27 protein-coding genes are annotated in these 24563 nt (G+C 67.1%); 14 read left to right on the forward strand and 13 right to left on the reverse strand.

From position 1 onward, the window contains the following. Window positions 1-33: 33 nt before the first annotated feature. From SKC41_RS08010 to SKC41_RS08020, 3 genes are all read right to left on the reverse strand, one after another. A complete protein-coding gene (locus SKC41_RS08010) occupies window positions 34-567 on the reverse strand; it encodes a peptidase (RefSeq protein ID WP_090597853.1) in 534 nt (177 codons plus the stop codon). Between the two features lie 196 nt (window positions 568-763). Continuing rightward, entirely contained in the window at window positions 764-1387 is a 624-nt protein-coding gene (locus SKC41_RS08015; RefSeq protein WP_090608247.1) for a superoxide dismutase, read from the reverse strand. Between the two features lie 165 nt (window positions 1388-1552). Further along, window positions 1553-1708 carry a hypothetical protein gene (locus SKC41_RS08020; protein WP_330977138.1) on the reverse strand — a complete coding sequence of 52 codons (156 nt, stop codon included), beginning with the start codon at window positions 1706-1708 and terminating at the stop codon, window positions 1553-1555. A gap of 577 nt (window positions 1709-2285) precedes the next feature. Here SKC41_RS08020 and SKC41_RS08025 point away from each other — a divergent pair. Both SKC41_RS08025 and SKC41_RS08030 read left to right on the forward strand, forming a co-directional pair. Further along, window positions 2286-3332: a DUF4328 domain-containing protein gene (locus SKC41_RS08025; RefSeq protein WP_330977139.1), complete on the forward strand. Its 1047-nt coding sequence runs from the start codon at window positions 2286-2288 to the stop codon at window positions 3330-3332. 4 nt (window positions 3333-3336) lie between these two features. After that, window positions 3337-4161 (forward strand): glycerophosphodiester phosphodiesterase, encoded by an 825-nt coding sequence (locus SKC41_RS08030; protein ID WP_330977140.1) that lies wholly within the window; start codon window positions 3337-3339, stop codon window positions 4159-4161. Window positions 4162-4195: 34 nt separating this feature from the next. On the opposite strand, the gene SKC41_RS08035 is transcribed toward SKC41_RS08030, so the two are convergent. Beyond that, a complete protein-coding gene (locus SKC41_RS08035) occupies window positions 4196-5437 on the reverse strand; it encodes an LCP family protein (RefSeq protein WP_330977141.1) in 1242 nt (413 codons plus the stop codon). A 52-nt stretch (window positions 5438-5489) separates the two neighbouring features. Further along, window positions 5490-6278, reverse strand: coding sequence for a DUF2470 domain-containing protein (locus tag SKC41_RS08040; RefSeq protein WP_330977142.1), 789 nt, complete (start codon window positions 6276-6278; stop codon window positions 5490-5492). An 89-nt stretch (window positions 6279-6367) separates the two neighbouring features. On the opposite strand from SKC41_RS08040, the gene pheA reads away from it, so the two are divergent. Continuing rightward, window positions 6368-7333: a prephenate dehydratase gene (pheA, locus tag SKC41_RS08045; protein ID WP_330977143.1), complete on the forward strand. Its 966-nt coding sequence runs from the start codon at window positions 6368-6370 to the stop codon at window positions 7331-7333. A gap of 3 nt (window positions 7334-7336) precedes the next feature. Then, on the forward strand, window positions 7337-8032 hold the full coding sequence (locus SKC41_RS08050; RefSeq protein WP_330977144.1) for a histidine phosphatase family protein: 696 nt from the start codon (window positions 7337-7339) through the stop codon (window positions 8030-8032). On the opposite strand, the gene SKC41_RS08055 is transcribed toward SKC41_RS08050, so the two are convergent. The 3 genes from SKC41_RS08055 to SKC41_RS08065 form a co-directional block, all read right to left on the reverse strand. Continuing rightward, entirely contained in the window at window positions 8033-8224 is a 192-nt protein-coding gene (locus SKC41_RS08055; RefSeq protein WP_330977145.1) for a hypothetical protein, read from the reverse strand. Window positions 8225-8298: 74 nt separating this feature from the next. Then, window positions 8299-8649 carry a metallopeptidase family protein gene (locus SKC41_RS08060; RefSeq protein ID WP_330977146.1) on the reverse strand — a complete coding sequence of 117 codons (351 nt, stop codon included), beginning with the start codon at window positions 8647-8649 and terminating at the stop codon, window positions 8299-8301. A 4-nt stretch (window positions 8650-8653) separates the two neighbouring features. Beyond that, on the reverse strand, window positions 8654-10030 hold the full coding sequence (locus tag SKC41_RS08065; RefSeq protein ID WP_330977147.1) for a septum formation family protein: 1377 nt from the start codon (window positions 10028-10030) through the stop codon (window positions 8654-8656). Window positions 10031-10141: 111 nt separating this feature from the next. Here SKC41_RS08065 and serS point away from each other — a divergent pair, with 111 nt between their 5' ends. Continuing rightward, window positions 10142-11395 carry a serine--tRNA ligase gene (serS, locus tag SKC41_RS08070; protein ID WP_330977148.1) on the forward strand — a complete coding sequence of 418 codons (1254 nt, stop codon included), beginning with the start codon at window positions 10142-10144 and terminating at the stop codon, window positions 11393-11395. On the opposite strand, the gene SKC41_RS08075 is transcribed toward serS, so the two are convergent. After that, the gene (locus tag SKC41_RS08075) at window positions 11392-11886 is read right to left on the reverse strand and encodes a DUF2834 domain-containing protein (RefSeq protein WP_330977149.1); all 495 of its coding nucleotides are present in this window, start codon (window positions 11884-11886) and stop codon (window positions 11392-11394) included. The genes serS and SKC41_RS08075 overlap by 4 nt on opposite strands. A 69-nt stretch (window positions 11887-11955) precedes the next feature. On the opposite strand from SKC41_RS08075, the gene SKC41_RS08080 reads away from it, so the two are divergent. After that, on the forward strand, window positions 11956-12603 hold the full coding sequence (locus tag SKC41_RS08080; protein WP_330977150.1) for a TetR/AcrR family transcriptional regulator: 648 nt from the start codon (window positions 11956-11958) through the stop codon (window positions 12601-12603). A 49-nt stretch (window positions 12604-12652) separates the two neighbouring features. Further along, window positions 12653-14209, forward strand: coding sequence for a phytoene desaturase family protein (locus SKC41_RS08085; RefSeq protein ID WP_330977151.1), 1557 nt, complete (start codon window positions 12653-12655; stop codon window positions 14207-14209). On the opposite strand, the gene SKC41_RS08090 is transcribed toward SKC41_RS08085, so the two are convergent. The 3 genes from SKC41_RS08090 to SKC41_RS08100 form a co-directional block, all read right to left on the reverse strand. Then, complete coding sequence (locus SKC41_RS08090) at window positions 14206-14538, reverse strand: hypothetical protein (RefSeq protein WP_330977152.1); 333 nt, start codon at window positions 14536-14538, stop codon at window positions 14206-14208. The two genes, SKC41_RS08085 and SKC41_RS08090, sit on opposite strands and share 4 nt — an antisense overlap. Next, on the reverse strand, window positions 14535-16085 hold the full coding sequence (locus SKC41_RS08095; RefSeq protein ID WP_330977153.1) for an MBL fold metallo-hydrolase: 1551 nt from the start codon (window positions 16083-16085) through the stop codon (window positions 14535-14537). Before SKC41_RS08095 ends, SKC41_RS08090 begins: the two co-directional genes overlap by 4 nt. 67 nt (window positions 16086-16152) lie before the next feature. Beyond that, window positions 16153-16878, reverse strand: a complete 726-nt coding sequence (locus SKC41_RS08100; protein ID WP_330977154.1) for a phosphotransferase — start codon at window positions 16876-16878, stop codon at window positions 16153-16155. Between the two features lie 60 nt (window positions 16879-16938). Between SKC41_RS08100 and SKC41_RS08105 the strand changes: the two genes are divergently transcribed. The 7 genes from SKC41_RS08105 to SKC41_RS08135 all read left to right on the forward strand — a co-directional run bounded on the left by SKC41_RS08105 (window position 16939) and on the right by SKC41_RS08135 (window position 22584). Next, on the forward strand, window positions 16939-17706 hold the full coding sequence (locus SKC41_RS08105; protein WP_330977155.1) for a lysophospholipid acyltransferase family protein: 768 nt from the start codon (window positions 16939-16941) through the stop codon (window positions 17704-17706). Window positions 17707-17712: 6 nt separating this feature from the next. After that, window positions 17713-18462: a lysophospholipid acyltransferase family protein gene (locus SKC41_RS08110; RefSeq protein WP_330977156.1), complete on the forward strand. Its 750-nt coding sequence runs from the start codon at window positions 17713-17715 to the stop codon at window positions 18460-18462. Between the two features lie 21 nt (window positions 18463-18483). Beyond that, window positions 18484-19269, forward strand: coding sequence for a lysophospholipid acyltransferase family protein (locus SKC41_RS08115; protein WP_330977157.1), 786 nt, complete (start codon window positions 18484-18486; stop codon window positions 19267-19269). A 55-nt stretch (window positions 19270-19324) separates the two neighbouring features. After that, window positions 19325-20152 (forward strand): HAD family hydrolase, encoded by an 828-nt coding sequence (locus SKC41_RS08120; RefSeq protein WP_330977158.1) that lies wholly within the window; start codon window positions 19325-19327, stop codon window positions 20150-20152. 100 nt (window positions 20153-20252) lie between these two features. After that, on the forward strand, window positions 20253-20921 hold the full coding sequence (locus SKC41_RS08125) for a hypothetical protein (RefSeq protein ID WP_330977159.1): 669 nt from the start codon (window positions 20253-20255) through the stop codon (window positions 20919-20921). Further along, a complete protein-coding gene (locus SKC41_RS08130; protein WP_330977160.1) occupies window positions 20918-22084 on the forward strand; it encodes a glutathionylspermidine synthase family protein in 1167 nt (388 codons plus the stop codon). The genes SKC41_RS08125 and SKC41_RS08130 overlap by 4 nt, the downstream gene beginning before the upstream one ends. Before the next feature lie 32 nt (window positions 22085-22116). Further along, window positions 22117-22584 (forward strand): DUF350 domain-containing protein, encoded by a 468-nt coding sequence (locus SKC41_RS08135; protein ID WP_090597806.1) that lies wholly within the window; start codon window positions 22117-22119, stop codon window positions 22582-22584. 10 nt (window positions 22585-22594) lie between these two features. Here the strand turns inward: SKC41_RS08135 and SKC41_RS08140 are convergent, their stop codons facing one another. Continuing rightward, the gene (locus SKC41_RS08140) at window positions 22595-24520 is read right to left on the reverse strand and encodes an alanine racemase (protein WP_330977161.1); all 1926 of its coding nucleotides are present in this window, start codon (window positions 24518-24520) and stop codon (window positions 22595-22597) included. Between the last annotated feature and the right edge of the window lie 43 nt (window positions 24521-24563).

Genomic DNA, 24563 nt, shown 5'->3' on the forward strand with positions numbered 1-24563 from the left:
ATTCGGGCTAGGAATCAACTCGTTTGAATTCCCTTATGCCGCAAGCAGCATGGCCAGAATCGCGGTGTCGGGATGGCTGATGGGGTCGACGCCGACACGGCTCACCATCGACGTGATGGTGCCGTCGGCTTCCGCTTCTACCCACGCGGCCCGGTGCTCCAATCCCAGATAGGGCAACCCCGGCAACAGGACGCATCCCGACGCCGCTCCGGTGCATTCCGGCAACGACGGTGTGGTTTCGGACGGGGGGTGCAGCATGAGCAGCGCCGGCGGTTGATGATCCGCGAAATACCCTGGCTGGATTGCTGATTCACCGAATACCGTGCCCTCGGCGAGCACCAGGCCGACCGTGTCGGGCTCGGGCTCGTCGGGCAACTCCTCGCGGGCGCCGAATACGGTTGTGGTGGAAAGCAATCCGGGCAACGACGCGACGCGTACCGCAACCATCAACAGCTGCGCCCACTCCTTGGTCGAGTCGGGCCAACGGCCGGAGATGACAAACCCTTTCAGGGCACCACGAGCATGGAAGGGTGCTACCCCTATCGGCTGACCTGAACCAGTTTCCATCTCGACCTCCGCGCGACGTCGCCATCCGAAATAACCACGCTGGTAGCTCGAATAGTTAAGAATGCCTGCGGTTTAGGCGTGTTGCAACTCGACACGGCCACGGGCGCTTACCTTTCCTGAGGCGAGCCACCGAGCCGGGATAAAGCTGAGGGCGCCACGCGATCCGCGTGACGCCCTCAGCTCTACGAGATTAAAATCAGCCGAAAATAAGACCCTGGGTCTTCGAAGTTGCGGCCGCGTAACGCGACTGCACATCTGCCCAATTGACCACGTTCCAGAACGCCTTGACGTAGTCGGCCTTGACGTTCTTGTACTGCAGGTAGAAGGCGTGCTCCCACATGTCGACCTGCAGCAGCGGGATGATGCCCAGCGGCACGTTGGCCTGCTGGTCGTACAGCTGGAAGGTCAGCAACCGGTCGCCGAGCGTGTCGTAGCCGAGCACCGCCCAGCCCGAGCCCTGCAGGCCGTTGGCCGCCGCGCTGAACTGAGCGCGGAACTTGTCGAACGATCCGAACTGCTCGTCGATCGCGGCCGCGAGGTCGCCGGTCGGCTTGTCGCCACCGTTCGGCGACAGGTTCTTCCACCAGATCGAGTGGTTGACGTGGCCACCCAGGTGGAACGCCAGGTTCTTCTCGTTCAGGAAGATCGCGGCGTGGTCGTCATTGGCGCGTGCCTCTTCGAGTTTGGCAATGGCGTCGTTCAAACCCTTGACGTAGGTCGCATGGTGCTTGCTGTGGTGGATCTCGTTGATCTGACCTGAGATGTGTGGTTCCAGCGCTGCGTAGTCCCAGTCCAAATCGGGCAGGGTGTATTCAGCCACGGCATTCCTTTCCTCGATGATCGTCTTAACGCGCATTCGCACGGAGTCCGCCACGCGACAGGCTCAGCGTAATCAACCCTGCTCCATGACTGCACGCGCCGCAAGGACTGCCCCAATGGGCCGGTAGGGCGAGTACCCGCTCGGCGTCGATTCAAGAGGAAATAATCAAGACAAAACAATGAGCGCGAGAACCGCGAGCAATGCCAACGCGATCAGGCCGGCACGCAAGGCGGCGACGCTGTAACTGTGGTTCCAGGCGGGCGATCCGGAATACGAGTTCGACGCGGCCGGGGTATGCGGGCCGAACGAATGCATCGCCATCGGTCGCCTTTCACCGCTCGGTTCACCTCAGTCGAGTGAGGTGAGTCACAACATTTTTCGTGATGGCGATCATAACCCTTTGTGATGGGGTTGAAAAATGTCGTCGGCAGCAACACGCTGAGCTGCGGATTCGTGCCGACTGTCGGCGACCGGAACCGGTCGGGGATGCAGCTGAGTGTGCGCGCCGCGGAGGCGGATCTGAGAGCTGTGCAATGGGGCGGTCCATTCGCTCGGCTGCTCGTCTGGCCTGTCGATGGCCTGCCGAAAGTGCCCGGCGTTATCCACAGTTGGGGCCAGGGTTAACCGCTAGTTGCTGATTGATTGCGTCTATACCCCTAACGCCCATGTGGATAAACCTGTGGAAACTGTGGATAGCCCTGAAGTAGCTGTGACCGGCGTAACAGGTGCCCATCGGCGACGCCGAAGGCGAGCCGCTGAGCGCAACGACGCGGCGTTGCGAGGCGGGCCGCGCTTACCGCCAATCCCGGGCAATCGTTGCTTTTCAGCGGGGCGCGCCCGGCGGTGGGAACGGTCCCGTCGCAGCGGCCCGCGTCATCGCCAGAGCTACGCTGGTCCGGTGATCCAGGTGTGTTCCCAGTGCGGCACTCGGTGGAACGTGCGCGAACGCCGCCGCGAGTGGTGCCCCCGCTGCCGCGGCGCGCTGCTCGCACCGCTGCCGGACACCGCGGGGGCCGACCCCCGCTGGAGTACGCACGCTAGCCCGCCGGCGCCGGCGGGGCCGGTCGCGCCGCAACGCACCCCGCCGCGGTTGCCGCCGGGCTTCCGCTGGATCGCGGTGCGTCCAGGCGCCGCACCCCCCGCGCGGCGGGGACATCGAGTGCTCGGACCCACGCCCCGCTACGCGGTAATCCCGCGCTGGGGCTTGACCGACCGCGTCGAGCAGACCGCGGCGGGCCCCAAGGGTTCGACGCCGGCCGGGCCGCCGTCCGCGGTGGTGCGTCTCGTGCTGTTCATCAGCGTGCTCACGCTCGGCGCTGCCGCGCTGGTGTATGTCGCCCGCTATGTGCTGTTGGTCTACAACCGAAAGACCTTGCTGAATTCGATCGTGGCGACCGCGGCGGATTGGCTGGGGGATCTGGCCAGTGTGGCGGCCCTCGTCGCGTTGATCACCTCTGGCGTGTTTCTGATCCGGTGGCTGATCGCACGGCGGGCAGCGGTGTTTGCGCATTACGGCCTTGCCGATCATCGCTCGGTCACGGCGTTGTGGGCCGGCTGCGCCGTGCCGCTGGTCAATCTGTTGTGGGCTCCGGTCTACCTCATCGAGCTGGCCGCTCTCGAAGATCATCTTGCTCGGGTGCGCCGACCAGTCGTCGCGTGGTGGATCGCCTGGGTCTTCAGCTACGCGGTGTCGATCTGGGCCATCGTCACCAGCTTCGCCACCGACCCCCAGGGCATCGCGAACAACACCGTCCTGATGGTGTTCGGGTACTTGTTCGCGGCCGCGACGCTGGCCGCCGTGGCCCGGATATTCGAGGGATTCGAACGCAAGCCCGTAGCACGGCCCGCGCACCGTTGGGTCGTGGTAACCCCAGATCTCCCGGCTCGGCCCGGCGCGTCCGACGCCGCTCCGGTTGAGTTGAAGGGGGAGGAACCGGCAGCATAGGGGTATGACGTGGGCCGACGAGGTGGTGGCCGGGCATCCTTTTGTCGTTGCCCACCGCGGCGCATCTGCGGCTCGCCCCGAACACACGCTGGCCGCGTACGACCTCGCGCTCAAAGAGGGCGCCGACGGTGTGGAATGCGATGTGCGGCTGACCCGCGACGGCCATTTGGTGTGCGTGCACGACCGCCGGCTGGACCGGACCTCGACCGGCGCCGGTCTGGTCAGCACCATGACGCTCGCCCAGTTGCGCGAGCTGGAATTCGGTGCCTGGCACGACAGTTGGCGGCCCGACGGCACCCACGGTGATACCAGCCTGCTGACGCTGGATGCGCTGGTATCGCTGGTGCTCGACTGGAACCGGCCGGTGAAGCTCTTCATCGAGACCAAGCACCCGGTTCGATACGGCTCGCTGGTCGAAAGCAAGCTGCTGGCGCTGCTGCACCGCTACGGCATCGCCTCGCCGGCGTCGGCCGACCGGTCGCGCGCGGTGGTGATGTCCTTCTCGGCCGCGGCCGTGTGGCGAATCCGGCGAGCAGCACCGCTGCTGCCTACGGTGTTGCTCGGCCGGAATGCTCGCTACCTGACCAGCAGCGCGGCCACGGCCGTCGGGGCCACCGCCGTCGGGCCTTCGGTCGTCGCGCTGAAGGAATATCCGCAACTGGTGGATCGCGCCGCCGCTCAGGGTCGGGCCGTGTACTGCTGGACCGTCGACGGGTACGACGACATCGACTTCTGCCGGGACGTCGGGGTGGCCTGGATCGCCACCAACCACCCCGGCCGCACGAAAACCTGGCTGGAAAACGCGCGGACCCTCGACGGCAGGGGCTAGACCGGCGAGACCAGGTTGGGCCATTCGTCGGGGACTATGACTGTCCCTCGAGCGCGGCGGCGGGCACCGCGGAGTCGGCGACCAGCGCGTCGAACAGCTTCGCCGCGACGTCGTGATTCCATACCACTACCGAGCCGGCGCTGTTAGTGGTGAAGTCGCCGATCGGGACGGTCAGCGTGGTGGTAGATCCGTGCAGCGCCCCGCCCAGCCGGGCCAGGTCCCAGACGTGATCGCCGTCATCGACCGTGAGCGCCTCGGCCGCGGCGTGCGGCACGGCGTACCAGCGCCACGGGTTGAGCCACACCGACGGGCTGGCCGCGCGGTGCAGCAGCGCCGAGATGAACTGCCGCTGGTTGACCATCCGGTCGAGATCCGCTCGGGGGGTGTCGCGGGTCCGAACGTATCCGAGCGCGCTGCGCCCGTTCAGCTGCTGGCAGCCGGCGGGCAGGTCGATGCCGGCCAACGGGTCGTTGATCGGCGCGGTCGGGCAGACGGTGATGCCGCCGAGGGCGTCCACCACGGCCGCGAATCCGCTGAACCCGATCTCGGCATAGTGGTCGAGACGCAGTCCGGTGGCCTGCTCGACCGTCTGGACCAGTAATGGTGCCCCGCCGATCGCGAAGGCGGAGTTGATCTTGTCCTTGCCGTGGCCCGGGATCGGCACGAACGAGTCGCGCGGTATCGACACCATCGTCGTCGCATTGCTCGACCCCAGCGCGGGGATGTGGATCAGCAGAATCGTGTCGGTGCGACTGCTACCGACATCGCCTCCGGTGGCCAGATCCTCCTGCTGCTCGGCCGACAGGCCTTGGCGACTGTCCGACCCGACGAGTAGCCAGTTCGTGCCGCGGCTGGAGGCCGGCCGATCGGGGTAATTGGTCAGCACCGCCTTGCGATGCAGCGTCGTGTCCAACCACAAGCCGCCGCCCAGGACAACGGCGACGGTCAGCAGCAAACCGATCAGCAGCGTCGACGCGATCACCCGGCCCCAGCGGCGTTTTTTGGGCTTGCGGTGCACGCCCGGCAGGTCCGACGGCGGCGCTGACCGGTCGCGTGGCCGCGCGCGCGATCGCGCCTTATCGCGTGGCGCCACCTGGCCGGGGGCAGCCTTGCCGGTGGACACCGGCGGCGAGATGCGGGGAATCGGCACCGTCTGGTCCGTCGCAGACGGTGGCGGATGAGCGTGGCGATGCAGCATCGGCGGCGGCTCGGGAACCGACGGTGGCGGGATCGGTCGCCAACCGCGTCCACGGTGTGCTGATCGGTCGCCGTTCACCCCGGCTAACTTACGTGCCCCACTCGGTGGGGCCGGCGTGCGGCGCGCCCGGTTACCGGCGGGCGCGCAGGCCGTTGATGAACGGGCAGCCCATCAACACGCGAATGGCCTGGCTCAACCCGGTCATGTCGTCCACCGGCTTGTGAAACGGCAACCGGATGTCGTGGTCGTCGCCGTCGCTGCCTTCGACGCGAAACCGTACCCCGTAGCGGTCCAGCCCCAGCGGGCGCACGTGTCCGCGCCGCAACGGCGCCGGCAGCCGGGACACCAGGCGGGCCACGACGTCGCCGTGGGCCTGATCCAGGTGCCACAGCAGGCTCGACTCGATCTCGCAGAATGGGTCGGGTCTCGCTGCGAGCAGGTCCCGGATGTTGACGGGCTCGGCGCCGGTGGCGTCGGTGACCACGACGGACGCGACCTCGAGACGCAGCAGGGTGTAGCGATCCTCGCCCGGGGTGGGCGGCATGCACTTCGGCGTATCGACCTGCAGCAGCGCCGGATGCGGGCACTCGCTGGCGATCACATCGAGGGTGGGGTTGATCTCGTTCCGCGGGACCTGGCGCAGGTGGCCGCGGACCCACACCAGCGACCGGACCGGCTCCCGCAACGGAAGCGGTGCGTAGTCGGTCAGTTCGAGCAGCGCTTGGGAGCCGCAGACCCGGCCATCCGCCGCACCTGCGCTGGGCAGTGCGATCGCGAAGGATCCGTCGTGCAGCAGGTGGTGCACCGGCGTGGGCACCGGGTCGTCGCGCTCGACCGCAAGCAGGGCGCCGCCGGCCCGGGCACAGGCGCTGCGGATGCGTTCGGCAGTCGTCGGCGCGGCGCTGGTCAGCGGTAACATCGCTCTCCTTAGTTAGGTAAGCCTAAGTTAACTTAGATCGAAGGTCGAAGCAAGGCCGCTTTTTGATTGAGGCCACTAGGGTTGTCACCGTGGTCGGCATCACTTACCTCGGTCCCGAAGGGACCTTCACCGAGGCGGCGCTCTTGCAGATGATGTCGGCCGGCCTGATCCCCGACCAACAGCTGGGCCCGGTACAGCTGACACCGATCGACAGCACGCCGGCGGCGCTCGAGGCAGTCCGTAGCGGCGAGACCGACTACGCGTGCGTGCCGATCGAGAACTCGATCGACGGCACGGTGGTGCCGACATTGGACAGCCTCGCGAACGGCTCGCCGATGCAGATCTTCGCCGAGACCACCCTGGACGTGGCGTTCAGCATCGTCGTTCAACCCGGCCTTGGGAAAAAGCTCAGCGCCGACGACGTCAAGACGTTGGCGGCCTTTCCGGTGGCCGCAGCCCAGGTGCGCCGCTGGCTCGCCGTCAACCTGCCCGACGTCGAGCTGCGCCCGGCGTACTCGAACGCCGACGCTGCGCGCCAGGTGGCCAAGGGTGAGGCCGACGCCGCGGTGACCTCGCCGTTGGCCGCTACGCACTGGAAGCTCGAGTCGCTGGCCCAAGGCGTGGTCGACGAACTCAACGCCCGGACCCGCTTCGTGTTGGTGGGCCGCCCCGGGCCACCGCCGGTGCGCACCGGCGCCGATCGCACCTCGGTGGTGTTGCGGATCGAGAATGCGCCGGGCGCGCTGCTCGCGGCGCTGGGCGAATTCGGCATCCGCGACATCGACCTGACCCGAATCGAATCCCGGCCGACCCGAACCGAACTCGGTACCTATCAGTTCTTCGCCGACTGCGCGGGACATATCGACGACGATGCCGTCGCCGAGGCACTCAAGGCGCTGCACCGTCGTTGTGTGGATGTGCGGTATTTAGGTTCCTGGCCGACGGGCTCGGCGACGGGCATCGGGCCACCACCACCAGACGAGGCGTCGCGCTGGCCGGCGCGGCTGCGGGAGGGTAGACCTGAGCAGGCCGATGCTTCCGGCGGGGGGATGTAAACGATGAGTGGTCGGTTGGTGCTGCTTCGGCACGGCCAATCGTTCGGCAATGTCGAACGGCGGCTGGACACCCGGCCGCCCGGGACGGATCTGACGCCGACGGGGCGCGACCAGGCCCGGGCGTTCGCGCTCGACGCCGGGCGCCCGGCGCTGCTCGCGCACTCGGTGGCCCACCGGGCGGCACAGACGGCCGCGGTGATCGGCACCCAGGTCGACGTGGCTCCGCGTGAATTCGCCGGGATACACGAGGTACAGGTCGGCGCCCTGGAGAACCGCAACGATGACGAGGCGGTCGCGGAGTTCAACGCCATCTACGAGCGCTGGCAGCACGGCGAACTCGACGTGCCGCTACCCGGCGGCGAAACCGCCAACGATGTGCTGGACCGCTACGTCCCGGTGCTTACCGACTTGCGGATCCGCTACCTCGACGACCACGCGTGGACCGGCGACATCGTCGTCGTCAGCCATGGCGCGGCGATCCGGCTGGTATCCGCGGTGCTGGCCGGAGTCGACGCCGGCTTCGCCCTGGACAACCATCTGGGCAATGCCGAGTCGGTGGTGCTGGCTCCGATCACCGACGGGCGGTGGAGCTGTGTGCGGTGGGGCACCCTGACGCCGCCGTTCTACCCCGACCCCAGTGAAGACGAGGCGACGCCCATCGCCGACGCGGTGCACTCGGGCACCGATCCGATGGGCTGATCAGACAGCCAGCGCCACCAATTCCGTGCAGGTGCAGCCGACGGCCTCGCAGTCGATGACGAACGTGTGCGCCAGCAGCTCGGGGCTGACGCAGTCCGGCTCGGTGCACTCCGAACGGCGCAGCGAGTGGCGAATGATGGTGCCGTGGCAGTGTTCTAGGCCGGCCCGGCAGTCGCGGCATTCTGCGCTCATAGCCCGTTCCTAGCACCAGGGGACGACAAATCCGCGGTGGCGCGCGGAGAAGATCGGCGGATTTGCGGGAATCTTCAGCCCCACCCCAGCTCTTCCAGCCGGTCGTCGTCGATACCGAAATGGTGCGCGATTTCGTGGATCACGGTGATCGCCACCTCCTCGACGACGTCGTCGTCGGAGTCGCAGATATCCAGCAGTGCCTGGCGGTAGATCGTGATGGCGTCCGGCAGCGATCCGCCGTAGTCGGAGTCGCGCTCGGTCAACGCCACCCCCTCGTAGAGCCCCAGCAGTTCGGGCTCGTCGGGATGGCGATCCTCGACGAGGATGACGACATTGTCCATCGCGGCCGCCAGCTGGGCGGGGATCAGATCGAGTGCGTCGGAGACCAGTTCGTCGAACCGCTGCGGATCCATCCGCACGGCCACGCGGCTAACCTGCCGGTGCCGGCTCGGCTGGCGCGGGCGGTGCGCCCGGTGGGGGTGCGTCCGGCATGGGCGGCGGCGCCTGGTTGCCCGCCGGCGGTGCACCGTTGTCGGCCGGAGGCGCCGGAACATCTTGCGGCGCCTGGTTAGCCGGGGCCTGCGTGGTCGCCCGGGGCGGTGTCACCACCGGCTGCTGCTGGGGCAGGTGCTGATTGCCCTGCGGCATCTCCGGGGGAGCGTTGGACTGCTGGGGCGGGCTCGCCGGACTGGCCGGCACCTGGACCGGCATCTGCGGCATCGTGAGCCGCTCTTCGGGAATCTCGGGCGGCGGCACCGGGGCCATACCGTTGATCAGCAGCTGACCCTTGGCGGTGTTGACCAGGGTGGCCCAGCCCCCGTTGCCCAGCGTGGCGCCGATGCTGCAGGCGACCTCGCGGCTACCCGCCGACCAACTCGGCAGCGCCACGGTCGGGTAGATCAGCGTCAGCGTGGTGGTGCGCAACTTGACCGGAGCGAGGTAGGCGTCGGTCATCTTGGTGCAGGCGTCCTTGATGTAGCCGTCCTGCTCGGGCTCGGCCGGCAGCGCCCCCGTGAACTTCTCGGCCAGGTTCACCGTGCCGGTGACCTCCATCGCGTGCGGCGCCTTGCAGTCGACCGGGACGTCGATGGGCTGGTTGGTGGTCGAGTCGATACCCAGGCAGGTGCCGGCGGGCCACACCTTGGACTGGTCGACGTCGGCGACCTTGCCCTTGAAGGCGGCCTGTTCGTTGTTCGATCCGGGCATCTGCAGGCCGCACAGCATGCGGCGCTCGCCGGACTGACGCCAGGCCCGGTCACCCGCCCACAGCAGGCTGACGCTGAATTTGCTGTTGGGGTCGTACTTGGGCCCGAGGTAGCGGCGCACGGCGGCCTCGCACTGCTCCTGGCTGATCTGCTGGATGCGAGCCGGCGACGGCGGGGCGGCGTTGGGACCGTATTCCGAGCCGGGGAAGGTGCGCATGTCGATAGATTCGGCGACCTCGAACTTGTGGTCGTCGGTGCACTTGACGATGCTCGCGGACTCCGGCGTGACGTCCGGCCACATCAGACAATCGCCGCTTTTGGCACGGTTGAAGGCGGCGTCGGCCTTAGCTCCGGTGGTGGGTACCGGATTGCTGTCGAGGTAACCGGCAAGCCGGCCCTGCCCCGGCCCGCCGACCGGCAGCGCGGTTACCAGGCCGGCGATCAGCAGCCCGCCGAGCGCGAACAGGAGCAAGGCCCGTCGGGTCGCGGTCGCCTGCAGGGTGCGCGGCACCTGGAAGCCGGCCAGCGGCTGCTCCACCTCGGCGGCGGGCGGGCTGGGTGCGGCGACTTCCGTCTCGAGCGTGTCCGACATCGCCTCCATTCTGACAGGACGCCCGAGCGAACGTGACAAAAGTTACAGATGTGAGTCCTGGGGTTAGCTCTGCCGGGTGCTCCGCGCGGCGGGTGCCGGGCCGAAAGTAATCTTGCGGCCGTGATCGACCTCAAGCTGCTCCGGGAAGACCCCGACGCCGTCCGCCGCTCCCAACTCAGCCGCGGTGAGGATCCGGCGCTGGTCGACGCGCTGCTGACGGCCGACGCCGCCCGCCGGGCCGCGATCTCGACGGCCGACACGCTGCGCGCCGATCAGAAGGCCGCCAGCAAGAGCGTGGGCAAGGCGTCGGCCGACGAGCGCCCGGCGTTGTTGGCGCGCGCCAAGCAGCTCGCCGACGAGGTGAAGGCCGCCGAGACCGCCCAGGCCGATGCGGAGACGGCGTTCACCGCCGCACACATGGCGATCTCGAACGTCGTCATCGATGGGGTGCCCGCGGGCGGGGAGGCCGACTTCGCGGTCCTCGACGTCGTCGGTGAGCCGCCGGCGATCGAGAACCCGAAGGATCATCTGGAGTTGGGTGAGTCGCTGCATCTGATCGACATGGCGCGCGGCGCCAAGGTGTCCGGGTCGCGGTTCTACTTCCTGACCGGCAAGGGCGCGCTGTTGCAACTCGGTCTGCTGCAGCTGGCGCTGCGGCTGGCCGTCGAGAACGGATTCGTGCCGATGATCCCGCCGGTGCTGGTGCGTCCGGAGGTGATGGCCGGCACCGGATTCCTGGGCGCCCACGCCGACGAGATCTACCGGGTCGAGGCCGACGACCTCTACCTGGTGGGCACCTCGGAGGTGCCGTTGGCGGGCTACCACGCCGACGAGATCCTGGACCTGTCCGGCGGCCCGCTGCGGTACGCCGGCTGGTCGTCGTGTTTCCGCCGCGAGGCCGGCAGCTACGGCAAGGACACCCGCGGCATCATCCGGGTCCATCAATTCGACAAGGTCGAAGGTTTCGTCTACTGCACGCCCGACGAGGCCGAGGCCGAACACCAGCGGCTGCTGGGCTGGCAGCGCGAGATGCTGGCGCACATCGAGGTGCCGTACCGGGTAATCGACGTCGCCGCAGGCGATCTCGGGTCGTCGGCGGCTCGCAAGTTCGACTGTGAGGCGTGGGTCCCCACCCAGCAGACCTACCGCGAGCTGACGTCGACGTCGAACTGCACCACGTTCCAGGCGCGCCGGCTGGCCACCCGCTACCGCGACGCCGGCGGCAAGCCGCAGATCGCGGCCACGCTCAACGGCACGCTGGGCACCACCCGCTGGCTGGTGTCGATCCTGGAGAACCACCAGCGGCCCGACGGCAGCGTGCGGGTACCCGAGGCGCTGGTGCCGTTCGTCGGGACCGAGGTGTTGGAGCCTTAGGCCGCGACTTTGGGGGCCGTCGCGCGCTCTTGATCGTGGCGGCGCTGCCGTTCCAGCGTCGCGAAGTAGAACGCGAACGCGAACGCGAAGCTGGTGAACAGGCTGGACACAAAGTACAGCCAGGGGCGCTTATACCCCCGCCGATAGCCGTCCACGATGGTAAAGATCGGCAGCAGAACGACATTGGCGATCGTGTAGTCCTGGCTGGCCGAGCTGGCCGCGGGGTTGGTGAACATCAGCTTGATGTATTCGGCCCAGCTCCCGTGTTCGCCCCACAACGGGTTGGTGGATCCGTGCGAGTACTGCGCCACGTAGGTGATGTTGAAGTACCAGCCCAGCGCGACCGACGCGATCCCGACGACGTAGTAGACGATTTCCATCGGAGAGAAGAATCCGCCGCCGGCGGGCCGGGCGAAGACCGTCGAGTTCGACCTGACGATCCAGATGATGACGGCAAGTCCGAGTACCGCGTGGGTGATGAGGGAGACCATGGGCGCAGTCTCACCCCCGCCGCAAAGTTTTGTCAATATTGACACAACATTTCTTGATACCTTACTGCAATGGTCCGGCCCGCCCAGACGGCACGCAGTGAGCGCACCCGCGAAGCGTTGCGCCAGGCTGCGGTGGTGCGATTCCTGGCCCAGGGCGTGGAAGACACGTCGGCCGAACAGATTGCCGCCGACGCCGGGGTATCGCTGCGCACGTTCTATCGGCACTTCACTTCCAAGCACGACTTGCTGTTCGCGGATTACACCGGGCTGCACTGGTTTCGGGCGGCACTGGATGCCCGGCCGGCCGACGAAGCGATCATCGATTCGGTGCAGTCGGCCATCTTCGCGTTCCCCTATGACGTCGACGCGGTGACCAAAATCGCCGCCCTGCGCCACGACGAACTCGACCCCGGGCGCATCGTTCGCCACATCCGCGAGGTCCAGGCCGACTTCGCCGATGCCATTGGCGCGCAACTGCACCGGCGTAGCAGCGGGGCCAACGGCACCGCGCGTCCCCCGGTGGACGAACAGGTACGCACCGCGGTTACCGCACGGTGCATCGCGGCGGCGGTGTTCGGCGCCATGGAGGTCTGGATGGAGAGCGACGACCGGTCGCTGGGCGAACTCGCGCGGCTGTGTCACGCCGCGCTGGAGTCGCTGCGCGCGGGCATCACCGACTCGTGGAGCTCGGCGACCACCCGGCGAGTTTCGTCATAATTGACAAAACTTTGCGGCCATGCGAGCCTCCTCTCCGGAGGGCAGGCATATGACTGAATATGACGCGATCGTTATCGGTGCAGGGCACAACGGGCTCACCGCGGCCGTGCTGCTGCAAAAGGCGGGACTGCGCACCGTGTGCCTGGACCCCAAGCTTTATGCGGGTGGCATGGCGTCCACCGTCGAACTGTTCGACGGGTACCAGTTCGAGATCGCCGGCTCGGTGCTGTTCCCGACGTCGTCCAAGGTGGTCCGCGAACTCGGCCTGGACGACATGCCGACGCTCGACTTGGAAGTCCAGTCGGTGGCAGTGCGTGGTGTCGGCGACGATCCGCTGATCCAGTACAGCGATCCCATCAAGCTGTTCACCCACCTCAACGAGGTGCACGGGGCCGAGGCTGTCAACGGGATGGCGGGGCTGATGGGATGGGCTCAGGCGCCGTGCCGTGCGTTGGGCCGATTCGAAGCCGGGACCCCACCCAAGAGCATCGATGAGATGTATGCCTGTGCCACAAATGAATTCGAGCGCTCGGCGATCGACGACATGCTGTTCGGATCGGTCACCGACGTGTTGGACCGCTACCTGCCCGACCGCGAGAAGTTCGGCGCGATCCGCGGCTCGATGACCGTGCTGGCCGTCAACACGCTCTATCGTGGGCCGGCCACGCCGGGAAGTGCTGCGGCGCTGGCCTTCGGACTCGGCGTTCCCGACGGCGACACCATGCAGATGAAGAAGCTGCGCGGCGGCATCGGCGCACTGACCGCCCATCTGCGCGAGGTGTTCGAGAGCCACGGCGGCGAAGTTCGGTTGCGTACCAAGGTGACCGACATTCTGGTCGCCGACGGACAGGTCACCGGCGTCCGCACCGAGGCGGGGGAGACGTTGAACGCCCCGATCGTGGTGTCGGGCGTTGCGCCGGACGTCACGCTCAACGAGATGGTCGATCCGGCTGCGCTGCCCGCTGATATCCGGGAACGCTATGCCCGCATCGATCACCGCGGCAGCTACTTGCAGATGCACTTCGCGCTGGACGAGGCCCCCGAATTCGCGGCACCCTACGAGATTCTCAACGACCGGGCCATGCAGGCCTCCATCGGGCTGTTCTGCACGCCGGAAGAAGTACAGCAGCAGTGGGAGGACGCCCGGCGCGGGATCGTTCCGGCCGACCCGACGGTCGTGTTGCAGATCCCCTCGCAGAACGATCCGGACCTGGCGCCCGACGGCAAGCATGCCGCGTCGGCATTCGCGCTGTTCTTCCCCATCGAGGGCGACGTGGATTACGGGCAGGCGAAGGTCGAGATGGGTCAGCGGGTGATCGACAAGATCACCCGGCTGGCACCGAATTTCGAACGCAGCATCATCCGGCACACCACCTTCACGCCCAAGCACATGGGGGTGATGTTCGGCGCCCCCGGCGGCGACTACTGCCACGGGCTGTTGAACGCGAACCAGATCGGTCCGAACCGGCCGGGTCCGAGAGGCTTTCTCGGCCAACCGATCCCGATCAAGGGACTGTACCTGGGCAGTGCGGGTTGTCACGGCGGACCCGGGATCACCTTCACCCCTGGTTACAACGCCGCGCATGCGGCGCTGGAAGACCGCTAGCCGAGCCGGGCCAGCAACTCGTCGAGCAGGGCGATGAATTCGTCCGGCCGCGCCGGTGTGAACGCGGGATTCGGCCGGGCGCCCGGAATGTCCAGGGTGATCAGCGTCGACCGGAGTGGTCGTTGTACGTCCAGCGGCAGCCAATAGCGCGGGTCGGTACCGCCCCACAGGGTGAACCGCGCCGTGAACCAACCCAGCGGTTGGGATTTGTATCCGCGGATCGCGCCCAGTGCGATGATCTTCGACGTACCGTCAGGAAAGTGGTAGCGCCGCAACGTAATCGCAGCGCGGTCCAGCTGCACCAGGCCGTCGTCGTAGGTATCGGTCATACCCGGCGGCTCCGCAGCTCGTGACCGCGGGTGGTCAGGCAGCGGCCGTTGTCGAGCCGCCACTGCCAGCCATGCAGATTACAGGTGAGCGTGTCGCCCTCGACCACACCGAATTTCGACAGGTCGGCCTTGAGGTGGGGGCAGCGGCGCTGAATCTCCCAGCCGTCCATAGTGATCGACGCGGAGTCGTCATGCGTTTCGGCGAACCAGCCGTCGGCGTAGGCGATGCGTTCGTCGGTCAGGCACTTGAAGAAGGTGTACAGGTATTCGTTGTAGCCGCCGACCCGCCACGCCTGGAAACGCGTGGACAAGAAGATGGTGTTGACCCAGTCCGGTTCCCGATCGCGCAATACGGTCCGCACCAACTCGGGGGCGATCGCAAAGCCATAGCGGATCCTCTCATGCGCAATGCGTTCGCGGACAATCCGTTTCGGGAAGTCGAGGATCACCGTCTCGGGGCCGATCACCAGCTCGACCGGGTAGCCGATGCCGTCGCAGATTTCGTCGCTTTGCAGCATGATCGGCTCGAACAACGCGCGCAGCGGTTCCAGCAGCGACTCGCCGGCCGCGGGTGCCCAGCCGGCCCGCTCGGCGGCCAATACCGGGGCCATCCGTTCGGCGTAGTCGGCGATGTACGCCGCCTTGCCGGTGGTGAAGATGGCCTCGACGTCGTCGTCGGGCAGCGGGTGATGTAGCGAAATCAGGGAACTACCAGAGAAATCCGCTACCGACCCGGGAATCATCAGCAGGCCGCGATCGTGCCCGTGGCGGCGCATCTGGTCCAGGAACACCAGTTGGTCCGGGAAGATGTTGGCCGGATCGCCGTGGTCGTCGTTGAGGTGACGCAACTCGGGGTCCAAAAAGCACGGCGGTCCCGCGGACGGCACCACCCAGGTCGCATCCACCTGCGCGATGTACTGGCGGGCGCGATCCATTTGGCGCTGCCGCTTCTGGATCCCGAACGACTCCTTGGCCCGGGCCGGCATGTCGTAGACCATCGGATACCAGATCGCCCCGGAGTACTGCAGCAGGTGGACGTCGATATGCCCGAACTCGGTCGCCAGCATGTCCAAATCGACCGGCCGGGCGTCGTTCATGTTGAAAACCGTTGTCTCGCCGTCGGAGACGACGAGGGCCGAGTCGCCGATCGGGCCGTCGGCGGGTGCCCGCAGCGCGACGACCATGATGTCCAGGTCGCCCTTGGGTCCGCTGACGTGGTGCTTGACGGAGTCGCCGGTCTCGAAGAAGCGGTGAAAGCCTATTTCCTGCAGTTCATTTCGCAGATCCGGGACGGGGAAGTCGGGCAGCAGCACCACCGCGTCCTTGTTGACGTGATCGCGCAGGAGGTTCGCGTCGAAGTGGTCCTTGTGCAGGTGTGAGACATACAGGTAGTCGCAGTCGCCGAGGGTGTCCCAGTCCAGTGCGGTGTTGTCCGGGAACGGGAACCACGACGCGAAGTAGGCCGGATTGACCCAGGGATCGCACAGAATGCTGCCTGCCCGGGTCTGGATCAGAAATCCGGCGTGGCCGACGCTCGTGACCTGCACAAATGCCTTTCGAATGGTTCTGTCGAATCGCTTCGAGCTTAGCGTGAGGTGCGGTCGGCGGTTGGTTCTAGGCCTGCCACAGGCGGCGGTAGTAGTCGATGCGCGCCGGGTCGGGTTGCACGCCGTAGGCGGCGAAGAACTCGGGTTCCCAATTCCGGCCGGGATAGTTCCACCCCAGCGAGAGTGTGGCGACCGCCAGATCGGCCCATCGATCGGCCACCCCGAGATCGCCGAAGTCGACGTGTCCGCAACAACGGCCGTCGTCGTCGATCAGGGTGTTCGGTGCGCACGCGTCACCGTGGCAGACCACCATCCGGTCGACCGGCGGCGGCTCGCCGACGCGGTCCCGGGTCGTCGGGGGCAGCGCGTCCAGCCGGGCGGCCACCGACCATTCGAAAGGACATGTGGCCGTCGGCAATCCGTCGTGTAGTTCGCGCAGTCCGGCACCGATCGCGCGCACCGCCAGCTGTGGGGCCGCCAGCCACCGTGGGTGCACCGCGGACCGGCCCGCCAGCCCGCGGGTGTGCAGCCAGGCGCGGTCGCCGGCGACCCCGAATCCGAGCACCTGCGGCACCGCCACGTACCGGGCCGCCCAGCGCAGCCGCCGCGCTTCGGCGGCGAAGTCGGTGTCGCGCGGGTTAGCTGTCTTGACGAACTCCGGGCCGGTGCCGCCCCGGCCGAGCCGGAAGGTCACCCCGGCTTCCTCGTTGACCCAGACCGCGCGCACGGGCCGGCCGTCGGCGAGGCGGTCGACGATCGCGGGCACCGGCGGCGGCGCCGAAGGAAAGCTCATGCGTCACCTCTTTTCACCACTTCAGGCGGCTCACAGTCGGGAGCACTAGGCTGACGAGCTGTGGAACCGGTATACGGGACTGTTATTCAGCTTGCTCGCCTGGTCTGGCGTCTCCAGGGCCTGAAGATCACTGTCTCCGGCGTCGAGAACCTACCGACTAGTGGCGGCGCGGTCATCGCGATCAACCACACCGGTTACCTCGACTTCACGTTCGCTGGGCTCCCGGCGTATGAGCAGGGCCTCGGCCGCAAAGTGCGGTTCATGGCCAAGCAAGAGGTGTTCGACGACAAGATCACCGGCCCCATCATGCGCAGCCTGCGGCACATCCCGGTGGATCGGCAGGACGGGGCGGCGTCCTACGAGGCGGCCGTCCGCAATCTCAAGGACGGCGAACTGGTCGGCGTCTACCCCGAAGCGACGATCAGCCGCAGTTTCGAGATCAAGGAATGCAAGAGCGGTGCCGCGCGGATGGCCGTGGAGGCCGGAGTGCCGATCGTTCCGCACATCGTCTGGGGCGCGCAGCGAATCTGGACCAAGGGCCACCCGAAGAAGCTCGCTCGCCCGAAGGTGCCGATCACGGTGCTGGTGGGTGAGCCGATCGAACCGACACTGGGTGTGCCGGAACTGCGGGGGCTGCTGCGCTCGCGGATGCAGCACTTGCTGGAACGGGCGCAGGAGCAGTACGGCCCACACCCGGCCGGTGAGTTCTGGGTGCCGCACCGGTTGGGCGGCGGCGCCCCATCCTTGGCGGAAGCCGCTCGGATGGACGCCGAGGAGGCGGCCGCGCGGGCAGCACGGCGGGCTCAAGCCGCGGGGGCGCCGGAGTAGCCGCCGATGGTGGAGCCGACCTATCGCACGTTGGAGATCCTGTCCCAGCTGGGAGTCTTCGCCTCGGGCACCAGGATCAGCTACCGCGGGATCGAGAACATCCCCGGTCGCGGGGGTGCGGTGGTGGCCATCAACCACACCAGCTACGTCGATTGGCTGCCGGCCGGGCTGGCCATGCGGCGGCGCCGCCGCCGGCTGCGGTTCATGATCAAGGCCGAGATGCAGCAGGTGAAGGTGGTCAACTTCCTGATCAAGCGCACCGGAACCATTCCCGTGGACCGCAACGCCGGGTCGGGTGCGTACGCGGTGGCCGTGCAGCGGCTTCGGGAGGGGGAGCTGGTCGGGGTGTACCCGGAGGCCACCATCAGCCGCAGTTTCGAGCTCAAAGAGTTCAAGACGGGGGCGGCCCGGATGGCCCGCGAAGCCGACGTGCCGATCGTGCCCGTCGTCGTCTGGGGTGCGCACCGGATCTGGACCAAGGACCATCCCCGCAGCATCGGCCGCCACAACGTGCCGATCACCGTGCAGATCGGACCGCAGCTGCGCGCCGACGGCGACATCGCCCAGACCGACAACGCGCTGCGGGAGGCCATGACCAAGCTGCTCTACGAGGCGCAGCAGCAGTACCCGCACCCGGCCGGGGAATTCTGGGTCCCGCACCGGCTGGGCGGAGGGGCGCCGACAATGGCCGCGGCGGCGCAGATCGAGGCTGACGAGGCCGCGGCGCGCGCGGCGAACCGCATGCCGCGCCAGTAGCCTTACGGCTGAGGAGACGACATGGCAGAGGGGTTTTACCGGTTCGGGGAATTAGTCGTTCCCCCGCTGGTCGCGATGAACGGGACCAAGTTCACGTTCCACGGGCTGGAGAACATTCCGCAACGCGGCCCGGCGCTGATCGCGCAGAACCACACCAGCTACCTGGACTGGCTCCCGTCGCTGTTCGCCGCGCGGGAACGGGGCCGACGGATGTATTTCATGATCAAGGCCGAGATGGCCGACGTGAAGGCCGTCGACTACGTGATCAAGCACGCCAGGCTCATTCCGGTGGACCGCCGCAACGGTCACGACGCCTTCGCGACGGCGGTGCAGCGACTGCGGGCGGGCGAACTGATCGGGATGCACCCCGAGGCCACCATCAGCCGCAGTTTCGAACTCCGGGAATTCAAGTCCGGTGCCGCGCGGATGGCGTTGGACGCACAGGTGCCGATTGTTCCGCTGATTGTCTGGGGCGCACACCGGATTTGGCCAAAGGATCATCCAAAGAAGGTGTTCCGCAACAAGATTCCGATCACGGTGTCCGCCGGGCGGCCGATTGCTCCGCACGGTTCCGTCGAGCAACTCAACGCGACACTGCGCCGGGCGATGAACGAGCTGCTCTACCGGGTGCAGGAGGAGTATCCGCATCCGCAGGGCGAGTTCTGGGTGCCGCGGCGCCTCGGCGGCAGCGCGCCGAACCGCGACGACTCCCAGCAGATCCGGCTGGTCGAATTGCAGCAGCGGGCCCTGAAGTACGGGACCGACGGAGTCACCCGGCCGGGGGACAAGCAAAGCGGACGGCATTGACGAGGGCGGGGTTCGCCGTCGGGCTGGACGGGCGGATCGCCTGAGTGACGGCTCAATGACGGCGCCGACTTCGCGGCCGGCGCTTATCGCCTGCGATGTCGACGGCACCCTGTTCGACGACGACGAAACCATCACTCCGCGTACCCGTGCGGCGGTGCGCGCCGCCGTCGACGCCGGCGCCGAATTCATAGTGGCAACCGGTCGCCCGCCGCGCTGGATCCGTCCCATCGTCGACGAGCTGGGCTTCGCGCCGATGGCCGTGTGCGCCAACGGCGCCGTCATCTACGACCCGGCCACCGACCGGGTGGTGTCGACGCGCACGTTGCCCGTCGACACGCTGGCCGAACTGGTCGAGCTCGCGACCCGCGTCATTCCGGGGGCCGGCCTGGCGGTGGAGCGGATCGGCCGCAGCGCCCACGACACGGCGACCCCGCAGTTCGTCAGCTCGCCGGGCTATGAGCACGCGTGGCTGAATCCGGACAACACCGAGGTGTCGATCGAAGACCTGCTCAGCGCGCCGGCCATCAAACTGTTGATTCGCAAGGCCGGTGCCCGCAGCGCGGACATGGCCGCCGAGCTGGCCAAGCACGTCGGCGTCGAGGGCGACATCACCTACTCGACCAATAACGGACTGGTGGAGGTGGTGCCGCTCGGAATCAGCAAGGCCACCGGCATCGAGGAGGTCGCCAGGCCGCTGGAGATCGTCAGCGCCGAGGTGGTGGCCTTCGGGGACATGCCCAACGACCTGCCGATGCTGCGGTGGGTCGGTCATGGCGTGGCCATGGGCAATGCCCATCCCGAGGTGCTTGCCGCCGCCAACGAGGTCACCGCGCGCAACAGCGACGACGGCGTGGGACGCGTGCTGGAACGGTGGTGGGGATAGCCCGGCCGCGCCGGTGCTGATCGCTGCCGAAGCCGTAGCAAATGTGGCAGACTGCCCGCGTGCCCGCCTTCCGGCCCGTTGTCCCTCGTCAGGTGTTGTAGTGGGGTCGCACGTCGAGCCGCCGAAGGGCGGCGAGCCCACCGACGACAAAGCCGACAACGCGGACGACAAGGCCGGCGATCAGCCGGAGCCGGAGAAACCCACCGGCAGCGACGTCGGGCAACCCGCCGACGACGACGAGTCCGGACGATTCCCGTCCGGCGGCAGCATGGAGTTCCAGGACGCGGCGACGACGAAGCCACGGCCGCCCTCGCCCGCCGAATTGCGGGCGCGCAAGAAGTACGAACAAAAGCAGAAGGAGCTGGAAGAGGCTCGGCAGGCCGCCGAAGAGAAGCGGCGCCACCAGAAGCGCGTGTTGATGGGCGCCGCGGCCGCCGTCGGCGTGGTGGGCCTGGTGGCCGGCCTCGGGTATTGGATGCTGTCGGAGCCGACCGTCACCGCGCAGTGCGTCCAGGAAGATCCGAGCGGTCAGCCGGTGATCGTGCCGGACAGCTACTGCACCGGTCATACCGAGGGACTCAACGGCTTCTTCTACTACGGCGGGCACCAATACCACTACTACTACGGCAGTTCGGGCTCGGTGGGTTCGCGACCGAGCGGCGGGACGACGACCGCGCCCAAGGGCGCCAACATCACCACCAAGTCGGGGAGCAGCATTTCGCGCGGCGGCCTGGGCGGCTCGTCGCCCGGGAAGAGCAGCGGCTCGTGAGACGCGCCACGCAGCGACCGCGGCCGAACTGGCAGAAGATCGTCGAATCGCAAGGCCTGGTGTATGGGACGCCCGCGCGTGACGCCAGGGGGCGGGACCGCCCGTACTGGGACGAATCGGTGTATTACGAGTTCGAGATGGACGAGATCCTGGCGCTGGAAGCCGATGTCGAACTGCTGCATTCGATGTGCCTGAACGCCGTCGAGCAGGTCGTGCTGATGGAGCGTTACGCGGAATTTGGTCTGCCGGAATGGAGTTGGCAACCGATTGCCGAGTCGTGGCGCCGGTCGGACCCACATGTGTACGGTCGCTTCGACTTACGCTACGACGGGCGACGGCCTGCGGTGCTGCTCGAGTACAACGCCGATACGCCGACGACGCTACTGGAAGCCGCTATCCTGCAATGGTATTGGCTCAAGGACTGCTTCCCCGACGACGACCAGTGGAACTCCTTGCACGAGCAGCTGGTCGACCGGTGGAAGCTGCTGCGCGATCTGCTGCCCAACGACGAGCTCCACCTGAGCTGGTCGGGGGTGGAGGCCACCGGCGAGGACCAGATCACGACCACCTACATGCAGGAAACGGCCGCGGAGGCGGGTTTTCAAACGGTCGGCCTGACGATTGAGGACATCGGCTGGGACTCCGCGCTGAAGCGCTTCGTCGACCTCGAAGAGTCACAGATCCACGCGGTCTTCAAGCTCTACCCCTGGGAGTGGGTGCTCGACGACGAGTTCGGCAAGCACGTGGTGTCCACCCTGCCGCAGACGGCGTGGATCGAACCGCTGTGGAAGACGCTGTTGTCCAACAAGGCGATTCTCGGCATTTTGTGGGAGATGTATCCGGGCCACCCGAACCTGTTGCCCGCCTACATCGACGATCCGCACGAGTTGACCGAATACGTCCGCAAACCCAAGCTGGGGCGTGAAGGCGCGAACATCACCGTCGTCGGCGCCGGCCGCCAGACCGCGACGGGCGGTGTCTACGGCGAAGAGGGATACGTCTATCAGCTGTTGGACCCGCTACCCGAATTCGACGATATGCGGCCCGCGTTGGGCGCCTGGATCGTCGGCGATACAGCCGCCGGCCTCGGCATCCGCGAGACTGCGGGACTGATCACCGACGACGGCGCGGCCTTTGTCCCACACCGGATCCCCCAGAAGTGAACGTCTGAGCAAGTGAACGGAGTTGATCGTCGATGACAAACATCGTGGCGCTGAATTCAGGCTATTGGGATCAGGGCTATTGGGCGGTGCTCGGCCGTGGCGCGGGCGCCATCATCTTGTACGCGATCGTTGGACTGATCCTGATGCTGGTCGGGTTCTACGCCATCGACCTCACCACGCCGGGTCCGCTGCGCAAGATGGTCAACGTCGGAAAACCGAACGCGATCATCGTGTCCGCCGCGGGAATGGTGAGCATGGCGTTGATCGTGGTGCTGGCGATTTACTCGTCGTCCGGAAAGCTGGCCGAAGGGCTGGTGGGATCGGCGGTCTTCGGGCTGGTGGGCATCGTCGCCCAGGTGGTGATGATGCGGATCGCGACCATGGTGATCGGCATCGACATGGACGCGTTGTTCAACTCCGATGAGTTCAACTATGAGGCGCTGATGGTGGCCGCCGCGCAGGTGGCGCTGGGCATCGTGGTGGCGGTCGCGATCCTCTGACGGCAGCCGCCTAGCGGGAATCGCTATCCCGCAGGCTCTTTGGCGGCACGGTCGCCGCGGTGAGCGTGTCCGCATCGATGGTCTGGGGGCGGTAGGGCAGCGTCGGCAGGCGCGCCGACATCGTTGCGACGGGGTCGTCGCAGGTTTCGGTCAGCCCGCAAAGAAATGCCCATTCATGTTCGTCGCTACCGAAATACAGGACGGTGGGGAAGGTTTCGTGGAACCGCCGCCACGACGCGTGCAACGATTCGTTGCGCCACACCGTAGGACAGCCGGCCTGAGCGACGACCACCCGGCCGATACTCGCGCAGCGTCGCAGGAAGTCGGTGCCGTAGAGCCGGTTGTGCTGGACCGCCTCGGTGCGCTCGTCGGGAAGATCGATCACCACGACGTCGTACTGCGTGGTAGCGCGGTCCACGAATTCCCAACCGTCGCAATAGTGCATGGCAACCGGCCCGGAACCTGTTTCCGCCCTTAGTAGTTCGTCCACCGTGTAGCCGTAGGGCAGGTGTCGCGCGCACAGCCGCACGGCCTCGCGATCGATGTCGACGTGATCGACGTGGGCCGCCCCCGCCGATACCGCCTGCTGGCTGACCACGCCCTCGCCCGAGCCGATGACGAGCACCCGCTCGATCTGGCCGGCCAGCAGCAGCGCCGGTACCAGTAGCGCCTCGTGATAGATGAGCTGACTGAACTCGGTGCTTTGACGTTCGCCGTCGCTGAACAACGACACGCCCTGCCGGGTGCGGCCGATCACCAGGTTCTGGAATTCGGTGTCGACGTCGCAGATGACCTCGGCGAGGTCCCAGATTCGGGTCAGTCCCGGCGCCAGGGGTTCGGCGACCTCCCATCGGTTGTCGGAAGGCTCATCGAAATATGTTGGCAACGACGGGAATCCATTGAACTGAACCGACGAATAGCTCGCGGTGTACGCGCCGGTGTCGGCGATCTCGACCCGGTCGCCGGGACTCAGGGTGACCGGAAGCGGATAGCTCTGATAGAGCACGTCGTCGCCGTCGCAGGTCGGACCCGCGATTACCGCGTCGGCGAACGGATCACCATCACGGTCGGTCCGCAGGCGGTACCGGATGTACTCGTTTTCGGTCTCGGCGAGACCGCCGTAGCGGCCGATGTCGAGGTACACCCAGCGCCGGGCGTCGGTGCCCGTACGCACCGCCACCACCTCGCAGCTGATCGTGCCCGCCGAACCCGCGATCGCCCGCCCGGGCTCGATAGCCAGCTGCGGCGGGTTCGTGCCGAAGTGGCGGGCCAGTGCCGCGTGGATGGCCTCGGCGATGACGTCGAGATGCGGTGCGCCGACCGCGTACGCCAGCGGATAACCGCCCCCGATGTTGATCGTGCCGATTTCTCCCAGTCCATCGAAAACTGCTGCAGCACAACGTATTCCCAGCTCCCATGCCGATGGGTCGAGTTGCTGTGACCCGACGTGAAAACACACGCCTTCGGGGCGAAGTCCCCGCCGCGCGGCCCGGTGCAGCAATTCGGCGGCGGCATCGGCAGCGCAGCCGAACTTGTGACCGAACGGGGTCACCGACGACGGAAAGTCCGGCGCGATACGGCATTCCACCGCCGCTGCGGGCGCGCGTTCGGCGATGGCGTCGAGTCCTTGTTCGGTGTCGAACGCGAACCGCCGCACCCCGCGCGCATGTGCCTGGGCGATGTCGGCGGGCTTCTTGACGGGATTCCCGAACGTCAGCAGGCTGCCGTCGATCCCGGCCGAGGCGCACGTGTCGATCTCGCCGACCGATGCGACGTCGAATGCGCAGCCCTGGGCGGCCAGCAGGCGCAGGATCGGCTCGGCGGGGTTCGCCTTGACCGCATAGCGGATTTGCGCCTGGGGAAACGCGGCGCGCATCGCCTTGAAGTTCTCGCGCACCCGACCCAGATCGATGCTCAGATACGGCGTCTCGGGCACAGGTCGCAGACTAGTACGCGGGTCGGCGCCGTGTGCGGGACCC

Origin of the sequence: Mycobacterium sp. 050128, assembly GCF_036409155.1 — a bacterium.
GTDB lineage: Bacteria > Actinomycetota > Actinomycetes > Mycobacteriales > Mycobacteriaceae > Mycobacterium.